Source organism: Glutamicibacter sp. NPDC087673 (assembly GCF_044743255.1).
Classification (GTDB): Bacteria; Actinomycetota; Actinomycetes; order Actinomycetales; family Micrococcaceae; genus Glutamicibacter.
Map to the genome: position 1 here is coordinate 329,392 of NZ_JBIUWB010000002.1, position 19,899 is coordinate 349,290.

Sequence of the window (19,899 nt, forward strand, 5' to 3'; positions counted from 1 at the left end):
GTGAGTAACGAGATTGAGATCGGCCGCGGCAAGCGGGCAACTAAGGCATATTCCCTGGACGACGTAGCGATCGTACCGAATCGCCGTACCCGTGATCCGAAGGACGTATCGGTGTCCTGGCAGATCGACGCCTTCCAGTTCGACACCCCTATCCTGGGCGCACCAATGGATTCGGTGACCTCCCCGTCTACTGCAATCGCCTTGGGCAAGCTCGGCGGCCTGGGCGTGCTGAACCTCGAAGGCCTGTGGACCCGCTACGAGGACCCGGAAGCAGTGCTGGCTGAAATTGCCAGCCTGAAGTCCGAGGCGGCAACCCGCAACGACCCGAAGATCACCGCAAAGCTGCAGGAACTGTACTCGGCTCCCATCCAGCCTGAGCTGATCACCTCGCGCATCTCCGAGATCCGCGACTCCGGCGTTGTCGTTGCAGGCTCGTTGACCCCGCAGCGCACCCAGGAGCACTACAAGACCGTTGTCGCTGCCGGCGTGGACATCTTCGTCATCCGCGGCACCACCGTTTCGGCCGAGCACGTCTCGAAGACCACCGAACCGCTGAACCTCAAGCAGTTCATCTACGAACTCGATGTCCCAGTGATCGTGGGCGGCGCAGCAGGATACACCCCGGCCATGCACCTGATGCGCACCGGTGCAGCCGGCGTGCTCGTTGGCTTCGGTGGCGGCGCGTCCTCCACCACCCGCCGCACCCTGGGCATCCACGCACCGATGGCTACTGCCATCGCCGACGTTGCAGCCGCACGCCGCGACTACATCGAAGAGTCCGGCGGACGCTATGTCCACGTCATCGCCGATGGCGGCATGGGGAACTCCGGCGACATCGTCAAGGCCATCGCCATGGGCGCCGACGCAGTGATGCTCGGTACCGCACTGGCCCGTGCCGATGAAGCACCAGGCGCCGGCTACCACTGGGGCATGGAAGCAGTTCACGAGGCCAGCCCACGTGGCGACCGCGCCAAGGTCGGCACCGTCGGCTCGCTGGAGAAGGTCCTGCACGGCCCATCGCACGAGACCAACGGCACCTCGAACCTGGTTGGCGCACTGCGCCGCTCGATGGCCACCACCGGCTACTCGACCCTCAAGGAATTCCAGCGCGTCGACGTCGTGCTGTCCCCGTACGAATCCGATCGCTTCTAGCGGATCCTGATCTGGCCCTGCTCTTCTTTCGAAGGGTGGGGCCAGTGTCGTTTAAGCGCTTGGTCTCAACGAATGAATAAGCAAGTTGGTTCCACCAGCGGAAAATAAGGCAACAGGGCTAATCTCACGCCATCGCATTTCGAGTTCTACGCCAAATAGAAGTACCGTTAGAGTGTGCTTAAAACCGCTCTGAAGCCCAAATGGATCGGCGCCCTCTTTGCCGCGCTAGCTCTCGCCACCGGATTCGTTCTCTTGTCCGGATGGCAGTTCGGCGCCTCCGAAACCGAGCCGCCGGTCAAGATCGACAAGACCGAGAAGCCGGTCGCGCTGATCGAGCATCAGGAAGTCGGCAAGGAACTGCTGGGCATCAAGGCAGACCAGATCGTCACTATGGAGGGCGAATTCGTCCCCGGCACCGATCAGCTGATTGCGCCTCGGCTGAATGGCGATCAGCGCGGTGTCTGGGTCATCACCCAATTCAAGGTCGAGGGCGCGGCCCAGGACGCCGGTATTGCGGTGGTACGCGGCTGGCAGGCTGAAGCAACCAAGCCAGCTCCGGCACCTGAAGGCGAACTGGAGATCACCGGGCGCCTGCTGCCTAGCGAAGGCCCGGAATTCCGCGAGGACCTGCGCAGCGCTACGCTGCCAACTCTCGCCTCGGCACAGCTGGCGAACATCTGGGATTCGGTCCTCTTTGAAGGATTTGTCACGGCCCACGGAATCACCACTGCCAAGGGCGAAACCGTAGCGCAGCCGGGCCTGGATATCGTCGACGTCGGTCCGCAGCCCCAGGAAGCGCAGATCAACTGGCTGAACGTTTTCTACGGTCTGGAATGGGTCCTCTTCGCAGGGTTCGCCATCTTCCTCTGGTACCGCATGGTGCGCGATGATTACCAGCGGGATCTTGACGAGATTGCTGAGCGCGCTGCCGAAACACATATCACGGGCGGCAACGCCACCCAAGCTGGAAACAGCAACGAATAGCATTTCACGCACACCGCACTTCTTACCGAAATCGGAAGGAATCACCAACGATGTCCAGCACCACCCCGGCACCGAAGCCCCGGAAATTCGGCGGCACCCCTAAGCAGATCCGTGCAGCCGCAACCTTCTACAAGGTCTTCGCCTACATCACCGGCGTGATGCTGCTGCTGCTCGTGCTGGAAATGATTTTCAAGTACTTCTGGTCCCTGGAACTCTTCGTGGGTGGCACCTTGGTCGATGGCACCTCCAACGCCGTCGGCATGTACAACCGTGCCGAGGTGGCCGGGGGACTGAACCTCTCGCTGGGCATCCTGATCGCCCACGGCTGGCTATACGTGGTGTACCTCTTTGCAGACTTCCGCCTGTGGACCTTGATGCGCTGGCCATTCATGCGCTTCATTACGATCGCCCTCGGCGGCGTCGTCCCGTTCCTTTCCTTCTGGACCGAAGCCAAGGTGCACGCAGAAGTAGACCGCGAGCTGGCCGCGCATCCAAAGGCCGCCAAGCGCTACTGACACGTGGCTGCATTCATTGCCAAAGGGCAGATCCGTTCATCGAAAATGAACAGATCTGCCCTTTGCCTTTGCCAAAAATCCACTAGGTGACGCTGATGACATCACCTTGGCTGTTTCGCGCGCAGTGAACCGCGTAGACTGTAACGGTGACTACTGCTCCCCTCAATCCAGAACATAAGCCGGTTCTGGTCGTCGACTACGGGGCCCAATACGCGCAGCTTATCGCTCGCCGCGTACGTGAGGCCCGTGTGTACTCGGAGATCGTTCCGCACACCCTGTCCACCGAAGCCATCCTGGCCAAGAACCCTGCAGCGATCATCCTCTCCGGTGGTCCTTCCAGCGTTTACGCCGATGGCGCCCCTTCCGTCGGGGCTGACCTGTTTGAAGCCGGCGTGCCGGTCTTGGGCATCTGCTACGGCTTCCAGGCCATGGCTAACGCCTTGGGCGGTACCGTGGCCGAAACCGGCCTGCGCGAGTACGGCCGCACCGCAACCAACTTTGAGGGCGATGCCCGCTCCATCCTGGCAGGTGCCGCTCAGGCCCCTACCGTCTGGATGAGCCACGGCGACTCCGTCTCCAAGGCCCCAGAAGGCTTCGAAGTGCTGGCCACCACCGCTGGTGCTCCGGTTGCCGCTTTCGCAAATGAAGCAAAGCGACTGTACGGCGTGCAGTGGCACCCAGAGGTGAAGCACTGCGAGTTCGGCCAGGATGTCCTGGAGAATTTCCTGTACAACGGTGCTGGCCTGAAGGGCGACTGGACCGCTGACAACATCGCTGACGAGCAGATCGAGCGCATCCGCGCCCAGGTCGGCACCGGTAAGGCCATCTGCGGCCTGTCCGGCGGCGTGGACTCCGCTGTTGCAGCTGCCCTGGTGCAGCGCGCCATTGGCGACCAGCTCACCTGCGTGTTCGTCAACCACGGCCTGCTGCGCGAAGGCGAAGCCGAGCAGGTTGAGAAGGACTTCGTAGCTTCCACCGGCGCCAAGCTGTACATTGCCGACGAGCGCGAGCGCTTCCTGACTGCTTTGGACGGTGTCACCGACCCGGAGACTAAGCGCAAGATCATTGGCCGCGAATTCATTCGCGCCTTCGAAGCAGCGGAAGCGGCGATCATCGCCGAGGCCGCTTCCGAGGGCGAGCCAGTGAAGTTCCTGGTCCAGGGCACTTTGTACCCGGACATCGTCGAATCCGGCGGTGGCGAAGGCACCTCGAACATCAAGAGCCACCACAACGTGGGCGGCTTGCCAGAGGACCTGGACTTCGAGCTGGTTGAACCACTGCGCACCCTGTTCAAGGACGAGGTCCGTGCAGTGGGCCGCGAGCTCGGCTTGCCTGAGGAAATCGTTGGCCGCCAGCCATTCCCTGGCCCAGGCCTGGGTATCCGCATCATCGGTGCCGTCAACGAAGAGCGCCTGTCCATCCTGCGCAAGGCTGACGCGATCGCTCGCGCCGAGCTGACTGCTGCAGGACTGGATGACGAAGTTTGGCAGATGCCAGTAGTGCTGCTCGCTGACGTACGCTCGGTAGGCGTACAAGGCGATCACCGCACCTACGGCCACCCAATCGTGCTGCGTCCGGTTTCCTCCGAGGATGCCATGACCGCTGACTGGTCGCACCTGCCATACGATCTGCTCTCGAAGATCTCCAACCGCATCACCAACGAGGTAGATGGGGTGAACCGCGTGGTGCTGGACGTTACGTCCAAGCCACCTGGAACCATCGAGTGGGAGTAAATCCCCAAGACTGCTAATTCACTGCGCTTTGGCGGGTGAACGGGAAGCGGATCCGGTACGCCGGTTCCGCTTCCCGCAGTTAAAACGTGTTTCGCGCACCGGTTCTGCACGGTGCGTGCACTACGTTAGAAAGAGGCGTATCTGCACCTGTGGTGCGCCCGAATGTGGTCGGTTCAGTGAAGGGAATGACTGTCGTGACTAGTGGACAGAATGCTGCCGCCGAGCGTGTAGCTGCCTGGGTGAAATCCCTGGGACAGAGTGCCGGGGCGGATACCACCCTGCGATTTGCTCCGTCGACCTCCAATAGCATCGACATAACCCATGCCAATCCATCGGGATTGGCCCAGTTCCTTGCCGGACGGCGTACCCGCCTGTCCACGCTGCTGCACGATGCGGACCAGTACGCTACCGCGCGCCGCACTGCCCGTGCGCTCTCGGCCAAGATCAATGAACTGTGGGAAGAACGCGGCATCGACGTCGGCTACCTGGCCGCCGGCGTCGCCAATTGGCGCGCGGTCCACGATGGCAAGAGCGAGCCTGTCTCGGCTCCCATCATGCTCGGCCGCATCACACTGACCAAGCACGTTGATGCTGACGACTACGACCTGCAGCTGGTCGGCCGCGCCACCGTATCCCCGGCCTTCGTGCGCCAATTCGAAGCCGACCACAACGCCAAGGTCGATGTCGCCGCGGTGGACGCCGAAGCGTACTCCATCGCCCGTTTCGACCCGGTCCGCGGAATGGATGCCCTGCGCCACCAGATGTCCGAGGTTCCCGGCGTAGTGGTGGGCCACCGCCTGCTGCTCTCCACCTTCTCCGAGCTGATGGACCCAGCTGACCCGGCCAAGCTCAATGGGTCCCACCCGGTCATCGAGGCGCTAATTCGTCACGACTCCGCGGAAAAGCAGGCTGGAAACAGCCAAAGCAGCAAGACCTCCGAAGCGCTGGCCAACCTGGTCGCTTCCAAGCCGGGCGCTTCCAAAACCGAGGGCTCAAAGCCTGAAGAAGCCAAGGACGAGTCTGCCGCTGAAAAGAAGCAGGACGAAGAGCAGCCTGAAGCGCAGGCCGCCGATGCCAAGGGCCATGAAGCTGCCGGCTCCCGCCTGAGCCGCGTGAAGAACATTCTCAAGGAAACCGCGCGCTCGCGTAAGCAGAGCCTTGCATCCGAAGGATCTTCTGCCCGCAAGGTCCACACCGGAACCACCACCATTGCCAAGTCTTCTGATGACCGTGATCCGGAAGATGAACTGTTCTTGCTGGACGCGGATGAGTCCCAGTCCAAGATGCTTGACTACATCGCTGCCGGTGAATCGGTGGCCATCAACGCCGCTGCCGGTACCGGTGCTACCCAGACCGCGCTGAACGCAGCCGCGCTGCTGGCCGCCCAGGGCAAGCGAGTACTGGTGGTTGCGGAACAGCGTTCTGCCGCCGAAGAATTCGTGACCCGCTTCAACGAGCACCTGGATGCAGGCAGCATGCTTCTGGAACCCAACGAGGATCCAGAAGCGCTGCGCGCGATGATGACCAAGGCAATTCTGCGCAACGAACGCGCTGCCGAGCCGCAGCTGGGCTCCATGTTCAAGCGCCTGCGCGAATCCCGCCACGCACTGCACGAGCACGTGAAGTCGCTGCACTCGGTGCGCAGCCGTTGGGGTTGCTCGCCATACCAGGCAATGCAGGAACTGGCACGTCTCTCCGCACTGGAACCAGCGCCATCCACCACCGTGCGCCTGAAGCGTTCGGTGCTGGATTCCATGGGCCAGCGCGGACATGTTGCCGCACAGCTCAAGCGCGCAGCGCAGCTTGGCGCCTTCTCCAAGATGCACACCACCAGCCCATGGCATGGTGCACCGCTGCGCAACACCGAAGCCACCGAAAAGGCCTTGAACCTGGCCAGCGGGCTGGGCCGCGACCTGCCCATCCTGCATGAGCACATGCTGCAGATCGCCGAGCGTTCGCAGATCCGCCTGGAAGAAAGCTACGACAAGTGGGGAGACCAGCTGCAGTTGCTGGTCGCCGTCCGCGGATCGCTGGACAAGTTCGAGGCCGACATCTTCGAGGGCGACATCGATGATTTGATCGCCGCTACCGCAACCAGCGCATGGCGCCGCGAGCACGGCGTGGAGATGGGCTCCATTGTCCGTTCCCGGCTGCGCAAGATTGCCAAGGAATACGTCCGCCCGGGCATGCACGTAGCTGACCTGCAGTCCGCTCTGCAGGCGGTGGCGGTCCAGCGCGATGCCTGGCGAGCCATTGCCACCAGCCAGCGCAACCCGCAGGTCCCAGGCGGCCTGCTGGATGTTGAAGCCGGATACCACGACGCCGGTGCCCGCATCGACAAGCTGGCCGAAATGCTGCCGTCCTCCCTGGGCTCGCGCCTGCGCGAAATGCCCATCAAGGAGCTGCTCTCGGTGATTGCAGCGCTGGTCGAGCGCCGCGAGGACCTGGGCGAGCTGCCCGAGCGCACGTTGATCTCCGAGCAGCTGGCCGAAGCCGGGCTGGGCGACCTGCTTGATGACTTCGCCGAACGCGAGATCGACGCCGACCAGGTAGACAGCGAATTGGAGCTTGCCTGGTGGCAGTCCGTGCTGGATGCCATGATCTCCGGTGACGACTTCCTGGCCATGAATGATGGCTCCAAGCTGGAGAAGATCGAGGCTGACTACCGTCTGGCTGACGGCGCGCACATCGCTGCCGGCCCGCAGCGCATCCGCTGGGCGCTGACTCGCAACTGGAAGGCAGCGCTGGCTGACCACCGAGCCGGTTCCCGCGCGCTGCGCGAGATGCTCAAGGGCGGAACCCCGAGCATTGCCGGGCTGCTGGATCTCGGAGCACCGCTGGCCAATTCTCTGACCCCGGTCATCGTCTCGGCTCCGCTGCTGCTGGGCAGCGCCCTGCCGGAGGACACGAAGTTCGATGCGGTCATCCTGCTGGAAGCCAACTACCTCACCCTGCGTGAAGTCCTGGATGCGATCCGCCGCTCCGGCCAGGTCATTGCCATTGGCGATGAAATGCTGGGCGGTCCGAAGCGCTTCGAGGTCTCCGTAGACCCGACCGCACGAGTTCGCGAGCAGAGCGTGGACCGTTCCGCGCTGGAAGCCCTGAACAAAGTCCTGGTGACCGGTTCGCTGTCCACCGTGTACCGCGGCATCGACGAAGGCCTGGTGGAACAGCTGTCCGCCACCTACTACGATTCGGCGCTCTCGCGCCTGCCAATGGCGGTGAACCTCACCGGCGACTCCTCGCTGCTGCGCGGCGAATACGTGCCAGATGCCACCGGCTCGCTGTCCAGCAGCGAAGACGGCGTGCAGACCACCGCAGCAGAAGTGGCGCGCGTGGTGGATCTGGTCTTCGCCCACTTCAAGAACCACGGGGGCGAATCGCTGGCAGTCATTGCCTCGAACCGCAGCCATGCCTCGGCCATCGCCGAAGCGATCCGTGTGCAGCTGCCAAACCACAAGTACGCGATGGAGCACCTGCGCTCCAAGCGCGAACCATTCGTGGTGACCACCATGGACCGGCTGATCGGCCTGCGCCGGGACTCGGTCATCTTCGCTTGGGGCTACGGACGTACTCCGCACGGCAAGACCCTGCACGAATTCGGTGCACTGTCCCGCGAGGGCGGCGAACAGCTGTTCGTCGCCGCCATGACCCGATCGCGGACCCGCATGACCTTGGTGTCCAGCCTGTTGCCCGAAGACGTGGACCTGAACCGCGTCTACCGTGGTGCCCGACAGTTCTTCGAACTGTTCGGACGCGTGCAGGCAGGGGATTCCGGAGTCAGCTCGATGCGCAATCCGCGCTTCGATCCATTGGTCTCCGATCTGGCCCGCCGCCTGCGCGAAAGCGGTGCCATCGTTTCCGAGGACTACCGCGGTGTGCTGGACCTGTCGGCTCACGCCTACGATTCTGCGCACAGCGGCATCCGCCCATTGGCTGTGGTCTACGACGGCACCGAGCACTATGCCGGACTGACCGTGCGTGAACGCAGCCGACTGCGCCCGGAATTCTTCGAGAAGCACGGCTGGCGCTATGTTCCGCTGTGGACCATTGACGTCTTCACCGATCCGGGTGCTGTCACCGATCGCCTGGCCCATGCACTGGGGTTGAAAAAGCCTGCGGCCCCAGCCCAGGCTTCGACCCGTACCGGTGTGGCCGCCGCTCGGCCGGTGTCTGCCCGTGAAGTCACCACCGAGGCGGAAACGCCGAAGGAAAAGTCCAATCTGCTCAAGTCGGCCAAGGCACGACTGGAACCAAAGGCCGAGACCAAGCAGGAAGCGCCAGCTGCTGAAAGCGGTGCCAAAGCTGAAGCTGCCCAAGCACCTGCAAAGGACAGCGCGGATAAGCCGCTGACTCCAGCCCCTGTCCCGGCTACCAGCAAGAACGAGGATCCGGAGCCAAAGAAGTAATGACTTCTGAGCAAGAACCAACGCGCGGCCGCCGCAAGCGGCCGCGCGTTGTCGCACCCCCGCAGCATCTGACTGCTCGCGTTGAACTCACCGGCAGCTACGCGCCAGTGCCGCATTCAGACTCCGTGAACCGGGCGTTAGCCGGCCACCAGCCCGCCGAGACTTCTGCTGCGGCGACGGCGTCCCGCGCCAAGCAGCCGGCCGCCGATCCGCTGTCCGAGTTGCTGGCCAAAGACCAGGACCCGAGAAACTGGGGCGACGCCAAGGAAGACCTGGCTGAAATGATGAAGCGCGAGAAGCCGCCGCACTGGGGCTGATCTCCTAATTCACCAAGACGGCTGAAACCTTGCCGCGCGATACTGCCCCGGCCAGATCATCCGAGAGGCTGCTGGCAGCCGCGACCACCACAATTCCTTCACCGGTCGGAGCCGCGCCGCTGAGCATGCCGAATTCGGAGCTGCTGGCATTATCCGGAACCCAGAGCACCGGCACCGCCTTGGCGATGGTCTGCGAGCTGATGTCCTTTTCAAAGCCATCTCCGGTGGTCAATACGATATCCACCAGTTGCCCTGGATGGAGCAGCGTCACGGTGGCAGGATCGCTCAAGCGCAAGGGAACGGCCACGGTGCCTTCCGGCGAACCGGTCAAAAGTTGCGGCCCCACCAAGGAATAGTTGCGCAGCACCGTTCCGGCAGTCAGTGCCACGGCTGCCCGTTGCCCCGAGATGGCATCGATGCTTTCAAAGACTTCGGCATCTTCCGGGGCAAGCCGCACCGTTTGCACCGTCAGCTGGTTGGCGGATATGCGGGACCCGGCAGGAATGTCGCTCAGCGCCACCACGACCTCGCGCTGCGCTAATTGCCCGGAGGAAAACACATTGAGCACGCCCGCCAAGGCTAGCAGCGCGCAGGCGATGGCCAAAGGCTTCCGGTAGCGGCGCAACAACTCATTGCGGTTGCGCACGGGACGGATCTTCGGCTTGGGAATCACCGGGGGCCGGGAGGCAGCATGCGGTCTGGAGAAGAAGCTCATAACCCCATGCAACCTTCAGGTCCAGCGGCCCACTGCGAGCTGCCCGCGAGCTGTGGGTAAATCAGATGATTTGATGCACCTGCTGCGGAGTGAACACCAAGTCCACGGGTTGGTCATGCTCATCGATCTGGAAGGAACCGGCCGGAACATACTCGTGCTCATAAACCACGGCCGCCACACGGACCGGCGCATCGTCGATCAAGGGCAGGAAGCGATCGTAGTAGCCACCGCCTTGGCCTAAACGCAGCCCGTTCGAATCGATGGACAGCGCAGGCATGATCAGCGTATTGATCTCGTCAAAGAGCTCTGTGCCCATCCGCTTGCCCACCGGCTCCATCACCGGGGCCAAGGTACTTGGCTGGAATTCCATGCCGGGGGAGTACTCAACCCACGAGAGCGCGTACTCCGGTTCGCACACCGGCAGGTAGACTTCAATGCCTTCCTTGGCCAAAGCATCCAAGAGCGCCTCGGTGGACGGTTCATCCGGACCCGAGCAATAGGCCGCGACCTTCTGGACGACACCGGTGCTCTGGCTCAGATAGCCAATCACCGTGTGCGCCAGATCCAGTCCGAACTGCTCACGCTTGCTCGGATCAAGTGCCCTGCGCCAAGTGCGCACAGCGGCACGCGCGGCCTTCTTGCCGGCGCCAGAATTCAGATCAGCGGTGGGATTCATGCCTACAGCTTACGTGCAAGAAACGAAACGCTGCCTGTTAGCGCTGTTGCCAGCTGCAAGCATGACGAAGTAATACGATGTGCACATGTTCTTCTCTCGTCGAGCAAAGCGCCTGGTTCCGGATCTGGCCTCGGAACGGCTATTGTTGCGCCAACTGACTGCCAGTGACGAAGCCGAGTGGATCAATCTGCGCTACGCCAATTCCAAATGGCTCAAGCCATGGGATCCCACCAGTCCCTTGGGCCCGCCAGAAGCCATGACTTTTCGCGAGATGCTCAGGGCCAAGGATGAATCAGCAGTTGACGGCAGCGGATTCACCTGGGCCTTGGCTCTTCCCCAGCTGCACAAGGGGCGCCCGCCATTAATCGGGCAGGTTTCCGTGGCGTCGGTGCAATATGGTGCCGCGCGCACAGCGTCCATCGGCTACTGGCTGGATCGCAACCATGCCGGCTTCGGCCTGATGCCCGAAGCCTGCGCCTTGGTCATAGACCATTGCTTCGAGCAACTGCAGCTGCACCGCCTGGAAATCAACATCCGTCCGGAGAATTCGGCCAGCCTGCGGGTGGTGGACAAGCTCGGGTTCCGCGATGAAGGGCTGCGCAAAGGCTATCTGCACATCGATGGGCAGTGGCGGGATCACCGCACCTTTGCGTTGACCCGTGAAGAGGTGGAAACGACGCTGCTCGAACGCATCTACGAATACTGAGGCGGATTTCGTGCTATTTCGTTCAATCGAGCTCTGATATGAGAGAACTGCATTGAAAACATGCAGACACGCCAAGGGATGTGCATGAGCGCGCACCCAAGGTTGCATAGTGTTGATTCGAAGGAACCATATTTAGTTCCACGAGGATTTGACCGACTCAATCGGTGATGGAGGACCCACATGGCTGGCACGTCACAGAGCGCTTCGCAGGAAAGTGCTGCGACCAAACTCAAGATTCGTGTGCGCTATGGCCGGTTGTCCGTCGCGCTCGTCGGTGCCTTGGCAGTCCTCGCGACCGTCTTCGGTCTCATTCTGGCTCCTTTCACTGCTCTGACCTTCGGCACCGTAGGCCTGTTCGCGCTGATTGCTGTAGCATCCTTCGCCACCCTGCGCGGGCTGGCTGTCCGCGACCGCAACCGCAAGCTGCTCGAGCACCTCGAAGCCACCCGGCAGCAGGCGCTGCGGACTCCCGCTTTTGACGACGCGGCTAACCAGGTCATCTCGCGCAAGCATGATGATGACGAGGTCTTCGACGCTCGCCCGGGTTCGTCCCGCCGCGCTCCAGCGATTACCGCTGAAGAGCTGCGCGCCGAAGCGCTGCGAGTGGCCCACGGCTATGGCGGTGTAAAGCAGCCAGGTACTTGGGAACCAACGCACGTGCCCAAGCCAACTTACGTGGAAGCCAGCGAGCGCATCGCCAAGACCGCGGAGCTGGCAGCTGAACAGGGTGCCAAGCGGACCCACAAGGCAGCACTGCCGGTGGAAGAACCGCTGCGTCCGAGCAAACAGATCAGCCTGAAGGCATCGGAAGATGCAAAGCGCCTGGCCATCGAAGTTTCGGCCGAAGAGCGCGCAGCGGTCGCTTCGGTAGTTGCCAAGCGTACCGAGAGCGCACCAGCTGCCAAGGAAACCGTTGCAGCGCCATCCCCCGCACCGGAAGCCGCACCCGTGGCTGCCGCGGGTACCAAGCCTCGCCTGAACCTGGACGCGGTCATGCAGCGCCGCCGCGCATAAGCATTCCAAGCACAAAGACTTGTGGCCCGGACCTCGCGAGGTCCGGGCCACAAGTCGCTTAAGCGCTGCTAGCTGATCATGTCGTCGAATGGCAGCGGGCCGCGGTTGCCGCGGTGGTGCGCGAAGACCAAGGTGGTTTCGGTATGGCCCACCGACTCGTCGGTGGCGAGGTTGTCCAGCACCCAGTCACGCAGTGCATCGGTGGAACCGACCGCGATATGCAGCAGGTAATCGGTGCCGCCGGAAACATGGAACATGGACAGCACCTCGGGCAGCTGCGGGATGCGTGCCACGAAAGCGTCAATCTTCTCGCGGTCGTGGGCGCGCAGCTTGACCGAGATCAGTGCCTGCACGGTACGGCCTACAGCGCCCAGCGATACCTCGGCGTGGTAGCCGGTGAGGATGCCGCGCTCGACCAGCGAACGGGTGCGCAACAGTGCGGTGGATGGAGCGATGCCCGCACGCTGTGCGAGGGTCGCATTGGAGATACGTGCATTAGCGACCAATTCGTCGATGATGATTCGATCGATTTCGTCCAGATCGACGTTTGATGAAAGCTCTGATTGCTGGGCCATAAGAATATTTCATCATATTCGCGAGATATCAGTGGGATCTTTGGCAGAAAAATCAGTGTATGCCGTCCGCGTACGAGTAAATAATCGGTGAACAAACGGATATATTGGGGATATGACACGTCGTTCTGAGCACACCGGTGAATCCTTTGATACCAGGCTGGCGGCCTATTGCTTGGTGGAACACGAAGGAAAGGTACTGCTTACGCTCTGGGATATGCGTCATCGCGATCCACGCTTCACCCCGCGCTGGTCCCTTCCCGGCGGCGGCATCGACTTGGGGGAGCCTATCGAAGAAGGCGCGCGCCGTGAAGTCTATGAAGAGACCGGCTACGCGGTGGGCGAGCTGGGGCTCCTGGATGTCAGCACGGGAGTTATTCCCGGTTCCAAGCGCTACTCGGGCGAAGGCCATGCCATGCAAACGGTGGCGGTCACCTATCGGGCCAAACTGACCGGTGGAGAACTGCGCCACGAAGTCAACGGTTCTACCAGCCAGGCCGCCTGGTTTACCCGCGAGGAGATTGCCAAGCTGAACTGCATTGAACGCGTTGAGAGCATCTTGCGACTGACCGCACCCGGCAAGTAGCGACGGATCGCCGCTGGCCTGCCCTAGAATCAATAGGGACATGAACTTGCGAAATACCATCACCGTTGGCGCACTCAGCGCAACCCTGCTGCTAACCCTGTCTGCTTGCACCGAAGAGGCAACGCCGACGGCCGAGCCAAGCAAGGCCATCACCTTGCAGATTGCTGCCGGTTCTCAACCTGCAGACCAGGCCTTGGTCCATGTCTATGCCAATGCGCTGAAAGCCGAAGGCTATAAGGTGTCGTTGAACAAGCCCAGTGCTGATCCTTACCAGCAGGTGGTCGACGGAAAAGCCGATTTGGCGGTGGACCAAGCGGCCAAGGCGCTACCCCTGGTTGCTGACCCGGCGGCCATCACTGGTGAAGATCAATTGCTGAGCGTCGAGGAATCCAAGAACCTGCGCAGCGCCATCAATGACGCTGAGGGGGAGCTCTCTGCCTTGGAACTCAGCCCAGCTGATGCGGGAAAGGTCTTGGTCATGAGCCAGGCCCAGGCAACCTTGCACAAGGTCGATTCGGTGGAAACCCTGATTGCGGCTTGCACAGATCTGACGATCATTAGCGATGAAGCCAACGCCGCATCCTTGAAGGCATCATTGGAGGACGCTGGCTGCGAGAAGCCGAAGGTCGTGGCTGAGGAGCCGGCGAAACTGGCCAGCAAGCTTCGTGCCTCGGTGGACAGCGCGGTGGCGCTCGGGTCGGGAGATGCAGTCATCTCCGATGAAGGCTTCTACAGCATTCCGGGAAGCGCCGCCTTCTTCAACGCCGAGCAGTACATGGTGCTGGCCAACGGCGACGTGGATGACAAGGCCCAGGCAGAACTGGACAAGATCACCGGCGAATTCTCGCAGCAGTCCCTCGTGGACCTGAACCGCATGGTCAGCCAGGCCGACGGACTGAGCCCAGAGCAAGCGGCCACCCGTTGGGAATGGATCATCGAAGAGTAGGCCCCAGCCAGCTCTCCCAGGATTTCGACCGCTGACCATAGCGGTCGAGTAACAAGGTGTGTCGATCGCACCTGACGTGAGAAAGTGTAACCATGGCAGAATTCAAACAATCAACGAAACTGCACAACGTCCTCTACGACATCCGCGGCCCGCTGCTTGAGCACGCCACGCGTATGGAGTCCGAAGGACACCGCATCCTGAAGCTGAACATCGGCAATCCCGCGCCGTTCGGCTTCGAGGCCCCCGACGCGGTGCTCGTTGACATGATTCGCAACCTGCCTAACGCCCAAGGATACTCCGACTCCCGCGGCATTCTCTCGGCACGTACCGCCGTCTCGCAGTACTACCAGACCCGTGGCATCCAGACCATCGGCGTGGATGACGTCTACCTGGGCAACGGTGTCTCCGAGCTGATCACCCTCTCGTTGAATGCGCTGCTGAATAACGGCAACGAGATCCTGATTCCCGCCCCTGACTACCCGCTGTGGACCGCTTCGGTTTCACTGGCCGGCGGCACCCCGGTGCATTACATGAATACCGAGGAAGAAGGCTGGCTTCCTGATCTTCAGGACATGGAAGCGAAGATCACCGATCGCACCAAGGGCATCGTGATCATCAACCCCAATAACCCGACCGGTGCGGTGTACCCCAAGGAAACCTTGGAGGGGATCCTCGAGCTGGCGCGCAAGCACAACCTGATTGTGTTCTCGGACGAGATCTACGAAAAGATCCTCTACGAAGACGCCGTGCACATCAACACCGCTTCGTTGGCAGATGACGTGCTGATACTGACCTTCTCCGGCCTGTCCAAGGCCTACCGCGTGTGCGGCTTCCGTGCTGGGTGGATGGCTATTTCCGGTCCCAAGCACCAGGCCGGCGACTACATCGAGGGCATCAACCTGCTGACCAACATGCGCCTGTGCGCCAATGTGCCGGCACAGCACGCAATCCAGACCGCCTTGGGCGGCTACCAGTCGATCAATGACTTGATCCTGCCTGGCGGACGCCTGCTTGAACAGCGCGATGCGGCCTACAACCTGCTCAGCGCGATTCCTGGCGTGAGCGTCCAGAAGGCCAAGGGCGCGCTCTACATGTTCCCGAAGCTGGATCCCGAGGTCTACCCGATCCACAACGATGAGACCTTCGCCCTTGAACTGCTCAAGGCGCAGAAGATCCTGATCTCCCAGGGCACCGCCTTCAACTGGATCCGTCCGGATCACTTCCGTTTGGTCACCTTGCCCAACGTGCGCGACCTGACTGATGCGGTTGGACGCATCGGACAGTTCCTGGAGGACTGGCGCGCTCGCGCATAGGCTGCCCGGATGCTGAACCGGCCCAGAATCACCCACGTGATTCTGGGCCGGTTGTGCGTTAAGGCGGCCACCGGGGAATGCGGCCCCCGGAACTTCAGGGATATCGCCTGCCAGCGACTGCGACCGGAGAATTTGGTGTCCTGGGGATTTGGCGTATCGGCCCGTTGCCGGCGCTTTCGCGAGGCTTAGCGATCCTGTGCATCGAGCCGTGATGGGTGCTTCGCCGTTGACGAATACCGCTTCTCACGGCGCCTGCAGTGGCAGTAGGCTGGCAACAACGAATCGCATCACTTCGACACACGCGTGAGGACTTAATGATGAGCGCCTATCCTGCCAACCTGTTAGAAGCGCTACGTGCAGAACCGGGCGTGAAGCTTTCAGAGCGCGCAACCAAGGATGCTGATTGGTGGCCCGGCGACGCCCCGCAGGATAAGAAGGCCGCCGAGAAGCGCATGGAGCAGCTGGCTGAACTGCTCTCGGATCTGCAAGAGAGGCTCTTCGCCGCCTCGGTAGCTGGCGGGCAAGGCCCAGCAGTCCTGCTCATTTTGCAGGGAATGGATACGTCCGGCAAAGGAGGGACTGTTCGCCACGTCCTTGGCATGCTGGATCCGCAGGGCGTCAAGCACCATGCCTTCAAGGCGCCAACCGAGGAAGAAGCAGCCCATGACTTCCTCTGGCGCATCACCAAGCAATTGCCCGCCGGGGGACTAGTGGGAGTCTTTGACCGTTCCCACTATGAAGACGTTCTGGTCGCCAAGGTGAAGGGCTTCGCCACCCCGGAGGCGGTCGAGTCCCGCTACGGGAAAATAGTCGACTTCGAGAAGCAGCTGATCGAGCAGGGCATCCACCCGATCAAGGTGATGCTCCACATCAGCCGAGAAGAACAATTCGAGCGCCTCTCGGCACGCCTGGAGCGTGCCGACAAGCATTGGAAGTACTCGCCGGGCGACGTCGATGATCGCCTGCTGTGGGATGACTTCCAGTCCGCCTACGAGGTGGCGATTAACCGCACCGATAACCAGGGCGCACCATGGCATATCGTTCCCGCTGACCAGAAGTGGAAAGCCCGCTTGTGCGTCGCCGAGCTGCTGCTGGCTACCCTGGAGCGCGTCGCTCCCGACTGGCCCGTTGCCACCTTCGATGTGGAGCAGGAGAAGGCCCGGCTGGCGGCCACGAAGTAGGTCCGGGTGAGGACAGGCTATTCGCCGGCGGCCTGCTCGTGGTTGGCGCGGGCCTGCTCCAGACGCTGAGAGACACCGTTGAGCCAGTTCTCGCAGTGGGCTGCCAGTGCTTCGCCACGCTCCCACAACGCCAGCGAGGCTTCCAGCGCAACTCCGCCGGTCTCGAGCTGGTTGACCACGGCCAGCAGTTCTTCGCGAGCCTGCTCGTAGGAAAGCTTGGCAATGTCTTCAGGGATTTGTGCAGTCATGATTACTCCAAATTGGTATTCGTGGTGATTAGCTTGCGTTGTCGCCGGCAGGGAGGGATTCAAGGGTTCGTGCAACCAGCTGCCCGGAAGCCACCCGGATGAGCACCTTGCTGTCTGCTGGCGCCTGGGCTGCCTCGCGCACGATGCTTCCGTCCTCCAGCTGGGTGACCGAATAGCCGCGGTCCAGGGTCTGCTGCGGGGACAGGGCACGCATCTGGTTCTTCAGATGGTTGATCTCGTCGTTGGCGCGCAACACGCGGTGGCGCAGCAGATCCGTCGAGCGCTGCTTCCAGCGCTCCAGGTCTTCGGCACGGGAGGTGACCATCACCTGCGGGTTGGCCAGCACCGGGCGTTCGCGCACCGAGGCCAGCAGCTGGGCTTCGCGCTGGAGAAGATTGTTGATGGAACGGTCCAAGCGATTGCGGGCGATTTCCAAGCCGGCGAATTCTTCTTGCAGATCCGGGACAATGCGCTTGGCTGCATCGGTGGGGGTCGACGCGCGAAGATCGGCCACATCATCCAGGATCGGGCGGTCCGCTTCGTGGCCGATGGCCGAAACCACCGGCGTCTGGGCTGCGAAGACCGCACGCACCAGATCCTCATTGGAGAAGGGCAAGAGGTCTTCCAGGGCTCCGCCGCCACGGGCGATGACGATGACATCGATGTCCGGGTCCGCATCCAGCTGCTGCAGGGCTGCGATGACCTGGTTGGCGGCATCCATTCCCTGCACGGCGGTATTGATGACCTTGAATTGCACGGATGGCCAGCGCAGGCTGGCATTGCGCAGCACGTCCTTCTCCGCATCCGAATCACGCCCGGTAATCAGGCCGATGCGGTGGGGAAGAACAGGCAGCGGGCGCTTGTGCTCAGGGGAGAAGAGGCCTTCTGCTCCCAGCGCCTGGCGCAATCGTTCCAGGCGCACCAGCAGCTCGCCCAAGCCTACCGGTCGCAGGTCCGTGGCATTCAAGGAAAGCCGGCCGGTTTTCGCGTAGAAGCTCGGTTTCACCTGGGCCACCACGCGGGAGCCCACCTGCGGGGTGGCATCCAGCTTGCGCATCGTCGAGGCCCAAATGGTCACCGAGAAAGAGAAGTCCGCATCGACATCGCGCAGGGTGAGGTAGGCGTGGCCGTTGCGCACATTGGCTTCCAGCAATTGGCCTTCAACCCAAACCACCGGAGAGTTCTCGATATGGATTTTCAGCTTTTCCGAGAGCAGCCGCAGCGGCCAAGGATTGTCCGCGGTGGTCTGCCCGGCGGTCGCCGGCAAACTGGCGGGGGCTTGGGGATCCATCGGTGCCGCTCCTTGGAAAGTCGAATCTCTGATGCATCTGTGAGACTACCGCATGGCACCGACGGCTGGCCGGATCCCCGGGGGCTGGGGCTAGGCCGCGGCAGGTGGAGCGCAGGTATCGCAATGGGCGATTTTCATACCCGATTGGCCCCGCAAGACCCGGGGAAACGGGGTTTTCCAACGATTGGGACAAGCCTGCCTGCGGGCATTGCGAGGGGCAATGTGCGGGTGGACACTATTGAGCATTGGGGAAGCACTTCAGAAGGATGCAGGGCCATGCGTGGGGCATTGGGGAATAAGAATATTGCGCGTTCTGGGTGGACTTGGGTGGCAGCGCTCAGCTTGCTGGCCGGTTCCATTCCGCTCTCCGCCGCGGCCCCGATGCCCGTGCTGGCGGCTGCGGCAGTGCCGGCCGCAACGGTGGACGTTGCCAGTGCCATATCCATCGACTTGCCGGTCCGGGTGCGCACCACGGCGGATCTGAATATGCGCACCGGCGCCTCGACCAGTTACCGGATCCTGGTGCAGATACCCACGGGGACCTCGGTTCCTGTATCCGGGCGTGCCTCCAACGGCTGGTACAAGGTCAGCTACAACGGGTACACCGGGTACGTCAGCGGCTACTACGTGGTCGCCGCTTCGGTGCGCACGCTCGATGACCTGAATCTGCGCACCGGCACATCCACCAGCTACCGGGTCCTGCTGAGCATCCCGAAAGGGAAGACGGTTCCCGCCTACGCCCGCGCCTCCAACGGATGGTACAAGGCCAGTTACGGAGGGTACACCGGCTGGGTCAGCGGCAGCTACGTGACCACCTATCCGAAGCCGCCCTCCGCCCCGCAGTCCACCGGTCCCAACCGGACATCGAGGGTGGTGCTCACCTTCGATGACTGCCCGCGCACGCTGAGCGCCTTCACCTCGGTGATGGATTACGCCGCCAGCAGCAACATCGGCCTTGTGATCGCTCCCACCGGCGATTGCCTCGGCTCGTTCAAGTCGCGCTACGGCGTGGACCTGGCCGCACTGGCCCGGGCCAAGGGCCAATGGGTGATCAACCATTCGATCAGCCACCCGGATCTGCGCCCGCTGTCCTGCCAGCAGGCCGGTGCGCAACTGGGCGGTTCCGGAGTGCACACGAATTTCGGGCGCCCGCCTTTTGGAGCCATCGACGGTTCGGTGCGTTGCGGCTACGACAGCCGCGGGATGGCCATCTGGACCTGGTCCCGCGACACCCGCGACTGGGACGTGAAATCCAAGTCGATCACCATCTCGCGGGCCTCGGCCGCGGTGCCCGGGGACACCGTGCTGATGCACATGCAGTGGTACGGCTTCTCGCCCGATGCGCTGCGCCAGATCAAGGCGAACCTCGGCGCCCGCTCGGTGGGCGTGTGCCGGGCCTACCACGGGTCCGATGGCACCGGCGCGGTGGTGCGCACCCCGGTGCTGCTGCCCAGTTCGCTGCCCTGCTGAACCGGCAAGCACCCTTCGGAGGCAGATCTCACAGTCCCCGGAGGGTGGCGCGCATCATATGAGCATGGGCT

At 62.3% G+C, this 19,899-nt stretch carries 18 protein-coding genes; 13 read left to right on the forward strand and 5 right to left on the reverse strand.

The window, feature by feature from the left end; genetic code table 11:
* The 6 genes from ACIOTL_RS05925 to ACIOTL_RS05950 all read left to right on the forward strand — a co-directional run bounded on the left by ACIOTL_RS05925 (position 1) and on the right by ACIOTL_RS05950 (position 9,110).
* Complete coding sequence (locus ACIOTL_RS05925) at positions 1-1,152, forward strand: GuaB3 family IMP dehydrogenase-related protein (protein ID WP_105657602.1); 1,152 nt, start codon at positions 1-3, stop codon at positions 1,150-1,152.
* Between the two features lie 174 nt (positions 1,153-1,326).
* Positions 1,327-2,136 carry an SURF1 family cytochrome oxidase biogenesis protein gene (locus ACIOTL_RS05930; RefSeq protein WP_400342092.1) on the forward strand — a complete coding sequence of 270 codons (810 nt, stop codon included), beginning with the start codon at positions 1,327-1,329 and terminating at the stop codon, positions 2,134-2,136.
* Positions 2,137-2,186: 50 nt separating this feature from the next.
* Positions 2,187-2,651, forward strand: coding sequence for a DUF3817 domain-containing protein (locus ACIOTL_RS05935; protein WP_105657600.1), 465 nt, complete (start codon positions 2,187-2,189; stop codon positions 2,649-2,651).
* Between the two features lie 146 nt (positions 2,652-2,797).
* Positions 2,798-4,384, forward strand: a complete 1,587-nt coding sequence (gene guaA, locus ACIOTL_RS05940) for a glutamine-hydrolyzing GMP synthase (RefSeq protein WP_105657599.1) — start codon at positions 2,798-2,800, stop codon at positions 4,382-4,384.
* A 185-nt stretch (positions 4,385-4,569) separates the two neighbouring features.
* Positions 4,570-8,793, forward strand: a complete 4,224-nt coding sequence (locus ACIOTL_RS05945) for a DUF4011 domain-containing protein (RefSeq protein WP_400342094.1) — start codon at positions 4,570-4,572, stop codon at positions 8,791-8,793.
* Positions 8,793-9,110, forward strand: coding sequence for a hypothetical protein (locus ACIOTL_RS05950; RefSeq protein WP_105657597.1), 318 nt, complete (start codon positions 8,793-8,795; stop codon positions 9,108-9,110). Before ACIOTL_RS05945 ends, ACIOTL_RS05950 begins: the two co-directional genes overlap by 1 nt.
* A gap of 4 nt (positions 9,111-9,114) precedes the next feature.
* Here the strand turns inward: ACIOTL_RS05950 and ACIOTL_RS05955 are convergent, their stop codons facing one another.
* Together ACIOTL_RS05955 and ACIOTL_RS05960 are read right to left on the reverse strand one after the other, a co-directional pair.
* The gene (locus tag ACIOTL_RS05955) at positions 9,115-9,825 is read right to left on the reverse strand and encodes an RcpC/CpaB family pilus assembly protein (protein ID WP_105657596.1); all 711 of its coding nucleotides are present in this window, start codon (positions 9,823-9,825) and stop codon (positions 9,115-9,117) included.
* Between the two features lie 61 nt (positions 9,826-9,886).
* On the reverse strand, positions 9,887-10,501 hold the full coding sequence (locus ACIOTL_RS05960) for a 5-formyltetrahydrofolate cyclo-ligase (RefSeq protein ID WP_105657595.1): 615 nt from the start codon (positions 10,499-10,501) through the stop codon (positions 9,887-9,889).
* A gap of 85 nt (positions 10,502-10,586) precedes the next feature.
* Between ACIOTL_RS05960 and ACIOTL_RS05965 the strand changes: the two genes are divergently transcribed.
* Both ACIOTL_RS05965 and ACIOTL_RS05970 read left to right on the forward strand, forming a co-directional pair.
* Positions 10,587-11,207, forward strand: a complete 621-nt coding sequence (locus ACIOTL_RS05965; RefSeq protein ID WP_105657594.1) for a GNAT family N-acetyltransferase — start codon at positions 10,587-10,589, stop codon at positions 11,205-11,207.
* Between the two features lie 180 nt (positions 11,208-11,387).
* On the forward strand, positions 11,388-12,221 hold the full coding sequence (locus ACIOTL_RS05970) for a hypothetical protein (protein WP_133833656.1): 834 nt from the start codon (positions 11,388-11,390) through the stop codon (positions 12,219-12,221).
* Between the two features lie 68 nt (positions 12,222-12,289).
* On the opposite strand, the gene ACIOTL_RS05975 is transcribed toward ACIOTL_RS05970, so the two are convergent.
* The gene (locus ACIOTL_RS05975) at positions 12,290-12,796 is read right to left on the reverse strand and encodes an Lrp/AsnC family transcriptional regulator (protein WP_105657592.1); all 507 of its coding nucleotides are present in this window, start codon (positions 12,794-12,796) and stop codon (positions 12,290-12,292) included.
* Positions 12,797-12,908: 112 nt separating this feature from the next.
* Here ACIOTL_RS05975 and ACIOTL_RS05980 point away from each other — a divergent pair, with 112 nt between their 5' ends.
* From ACIOTL_RS05980 to ACIOTL_RS05995, 4 genes are all read left to right on the forward strand, one after another.
* On the forward strand, positions 12,909-13,379 hold the full coding sequence (locus ACIOTL_RS05980) for an NUDIX hydrolase (protein WP_105657591.1): 471 nt from the start codon (positions 12,909-12,911) through the stop codon (positions 13,377-13,379).
* Positions 13,380-13,419: 40 nt separating this feature from the next.
* On the forward strand, positions 13,420-14,325 hold the full coding sequence (locus tag ACIOTL_RS05985; protein ID WP_400342097.1) for a glycine betaine ABC transporter substrate-binding protein: 906 nt from the start codon (positions 13,420-13,422) through the stop codon (positions 14,323-14,325).
* A 92-nt stretch (positions 14,326-14,417) separates the two neighbouring features.
* The gene (locus ACIOTL_RS05990) at positions 14,418-15,638 is read left to right on the forward strand and encodes a pyridoxal phosphate-dependent aminotransferase (RefSeq protein ID WP_400342100.1); all 1,221 of its coding nucleotides are present in this window, start codon (positions 14,418-14,420) and stop codon (positions 15,636-15,638) included.
* 317 nt (positions 15,639-15,955) lie between these two features.
* Positions 15,956-16,819, forward strand: a complete 864-nt coding sequence (locus ACIOTL_RS05995; RefSeq protein WP_400342102.1) for a PPK2 family polyphosphate kinase — start codon at positions 15,956-15,958, stop codon at positions 16,817-16,819.
* 17 nt (positions 16,820-16,836) lie between these two features.
* On the opposite strand, the gene ACIOTL_RS06000 is transcribed toward ACIOTL_RS05995, so the two are convergent.
* Together ACIOTL_RS06000 and xseA are read right to left on the reverse strand one after the other, a co-directional pair.
* Entirely contained in the window at positions 16,837-17,067 is a 231-nt protein-coding gene (locus ACIOTL_RS06000) for an exodeoxyribonuclease VII small subunit (RefSeq protein WP_388022645.1), read from the reverse strand.
* A 28-nt stretch (positions 17,068-17,095) separates the two neighbouring features.
* Positions 17,096-18,358: an exodeoxyribonuclease VII large subunit gene (gene xseA / locus ACIOTL_RS06005; protein ID WP_400342103.1), complete on the reverse strand. Its 1,263-nt coding sequence runs from the start codon at positions 18,356-18,358 to the stop codon at positions 17,096-17,098.
* 276 nt (positions 18,359-18,634) lie between these two features.
* Here xseA and ACIOTL_RS06010 point away from each other — a divergent pair, with 276 nt between their 5' ends.
* Complete coding sequence (locus ACIOTL_RS06010; RefSeq protein WP_332489172.1) at positions 18,635-19,828, forward strand: SH3 domain-containing protein; 1,194 nt, start codon at positions 18,635-18,637, stop codon at positions 19,826-19,828.
* Positions 19,829-19,899: the final 71 nt, after the last annotated feature.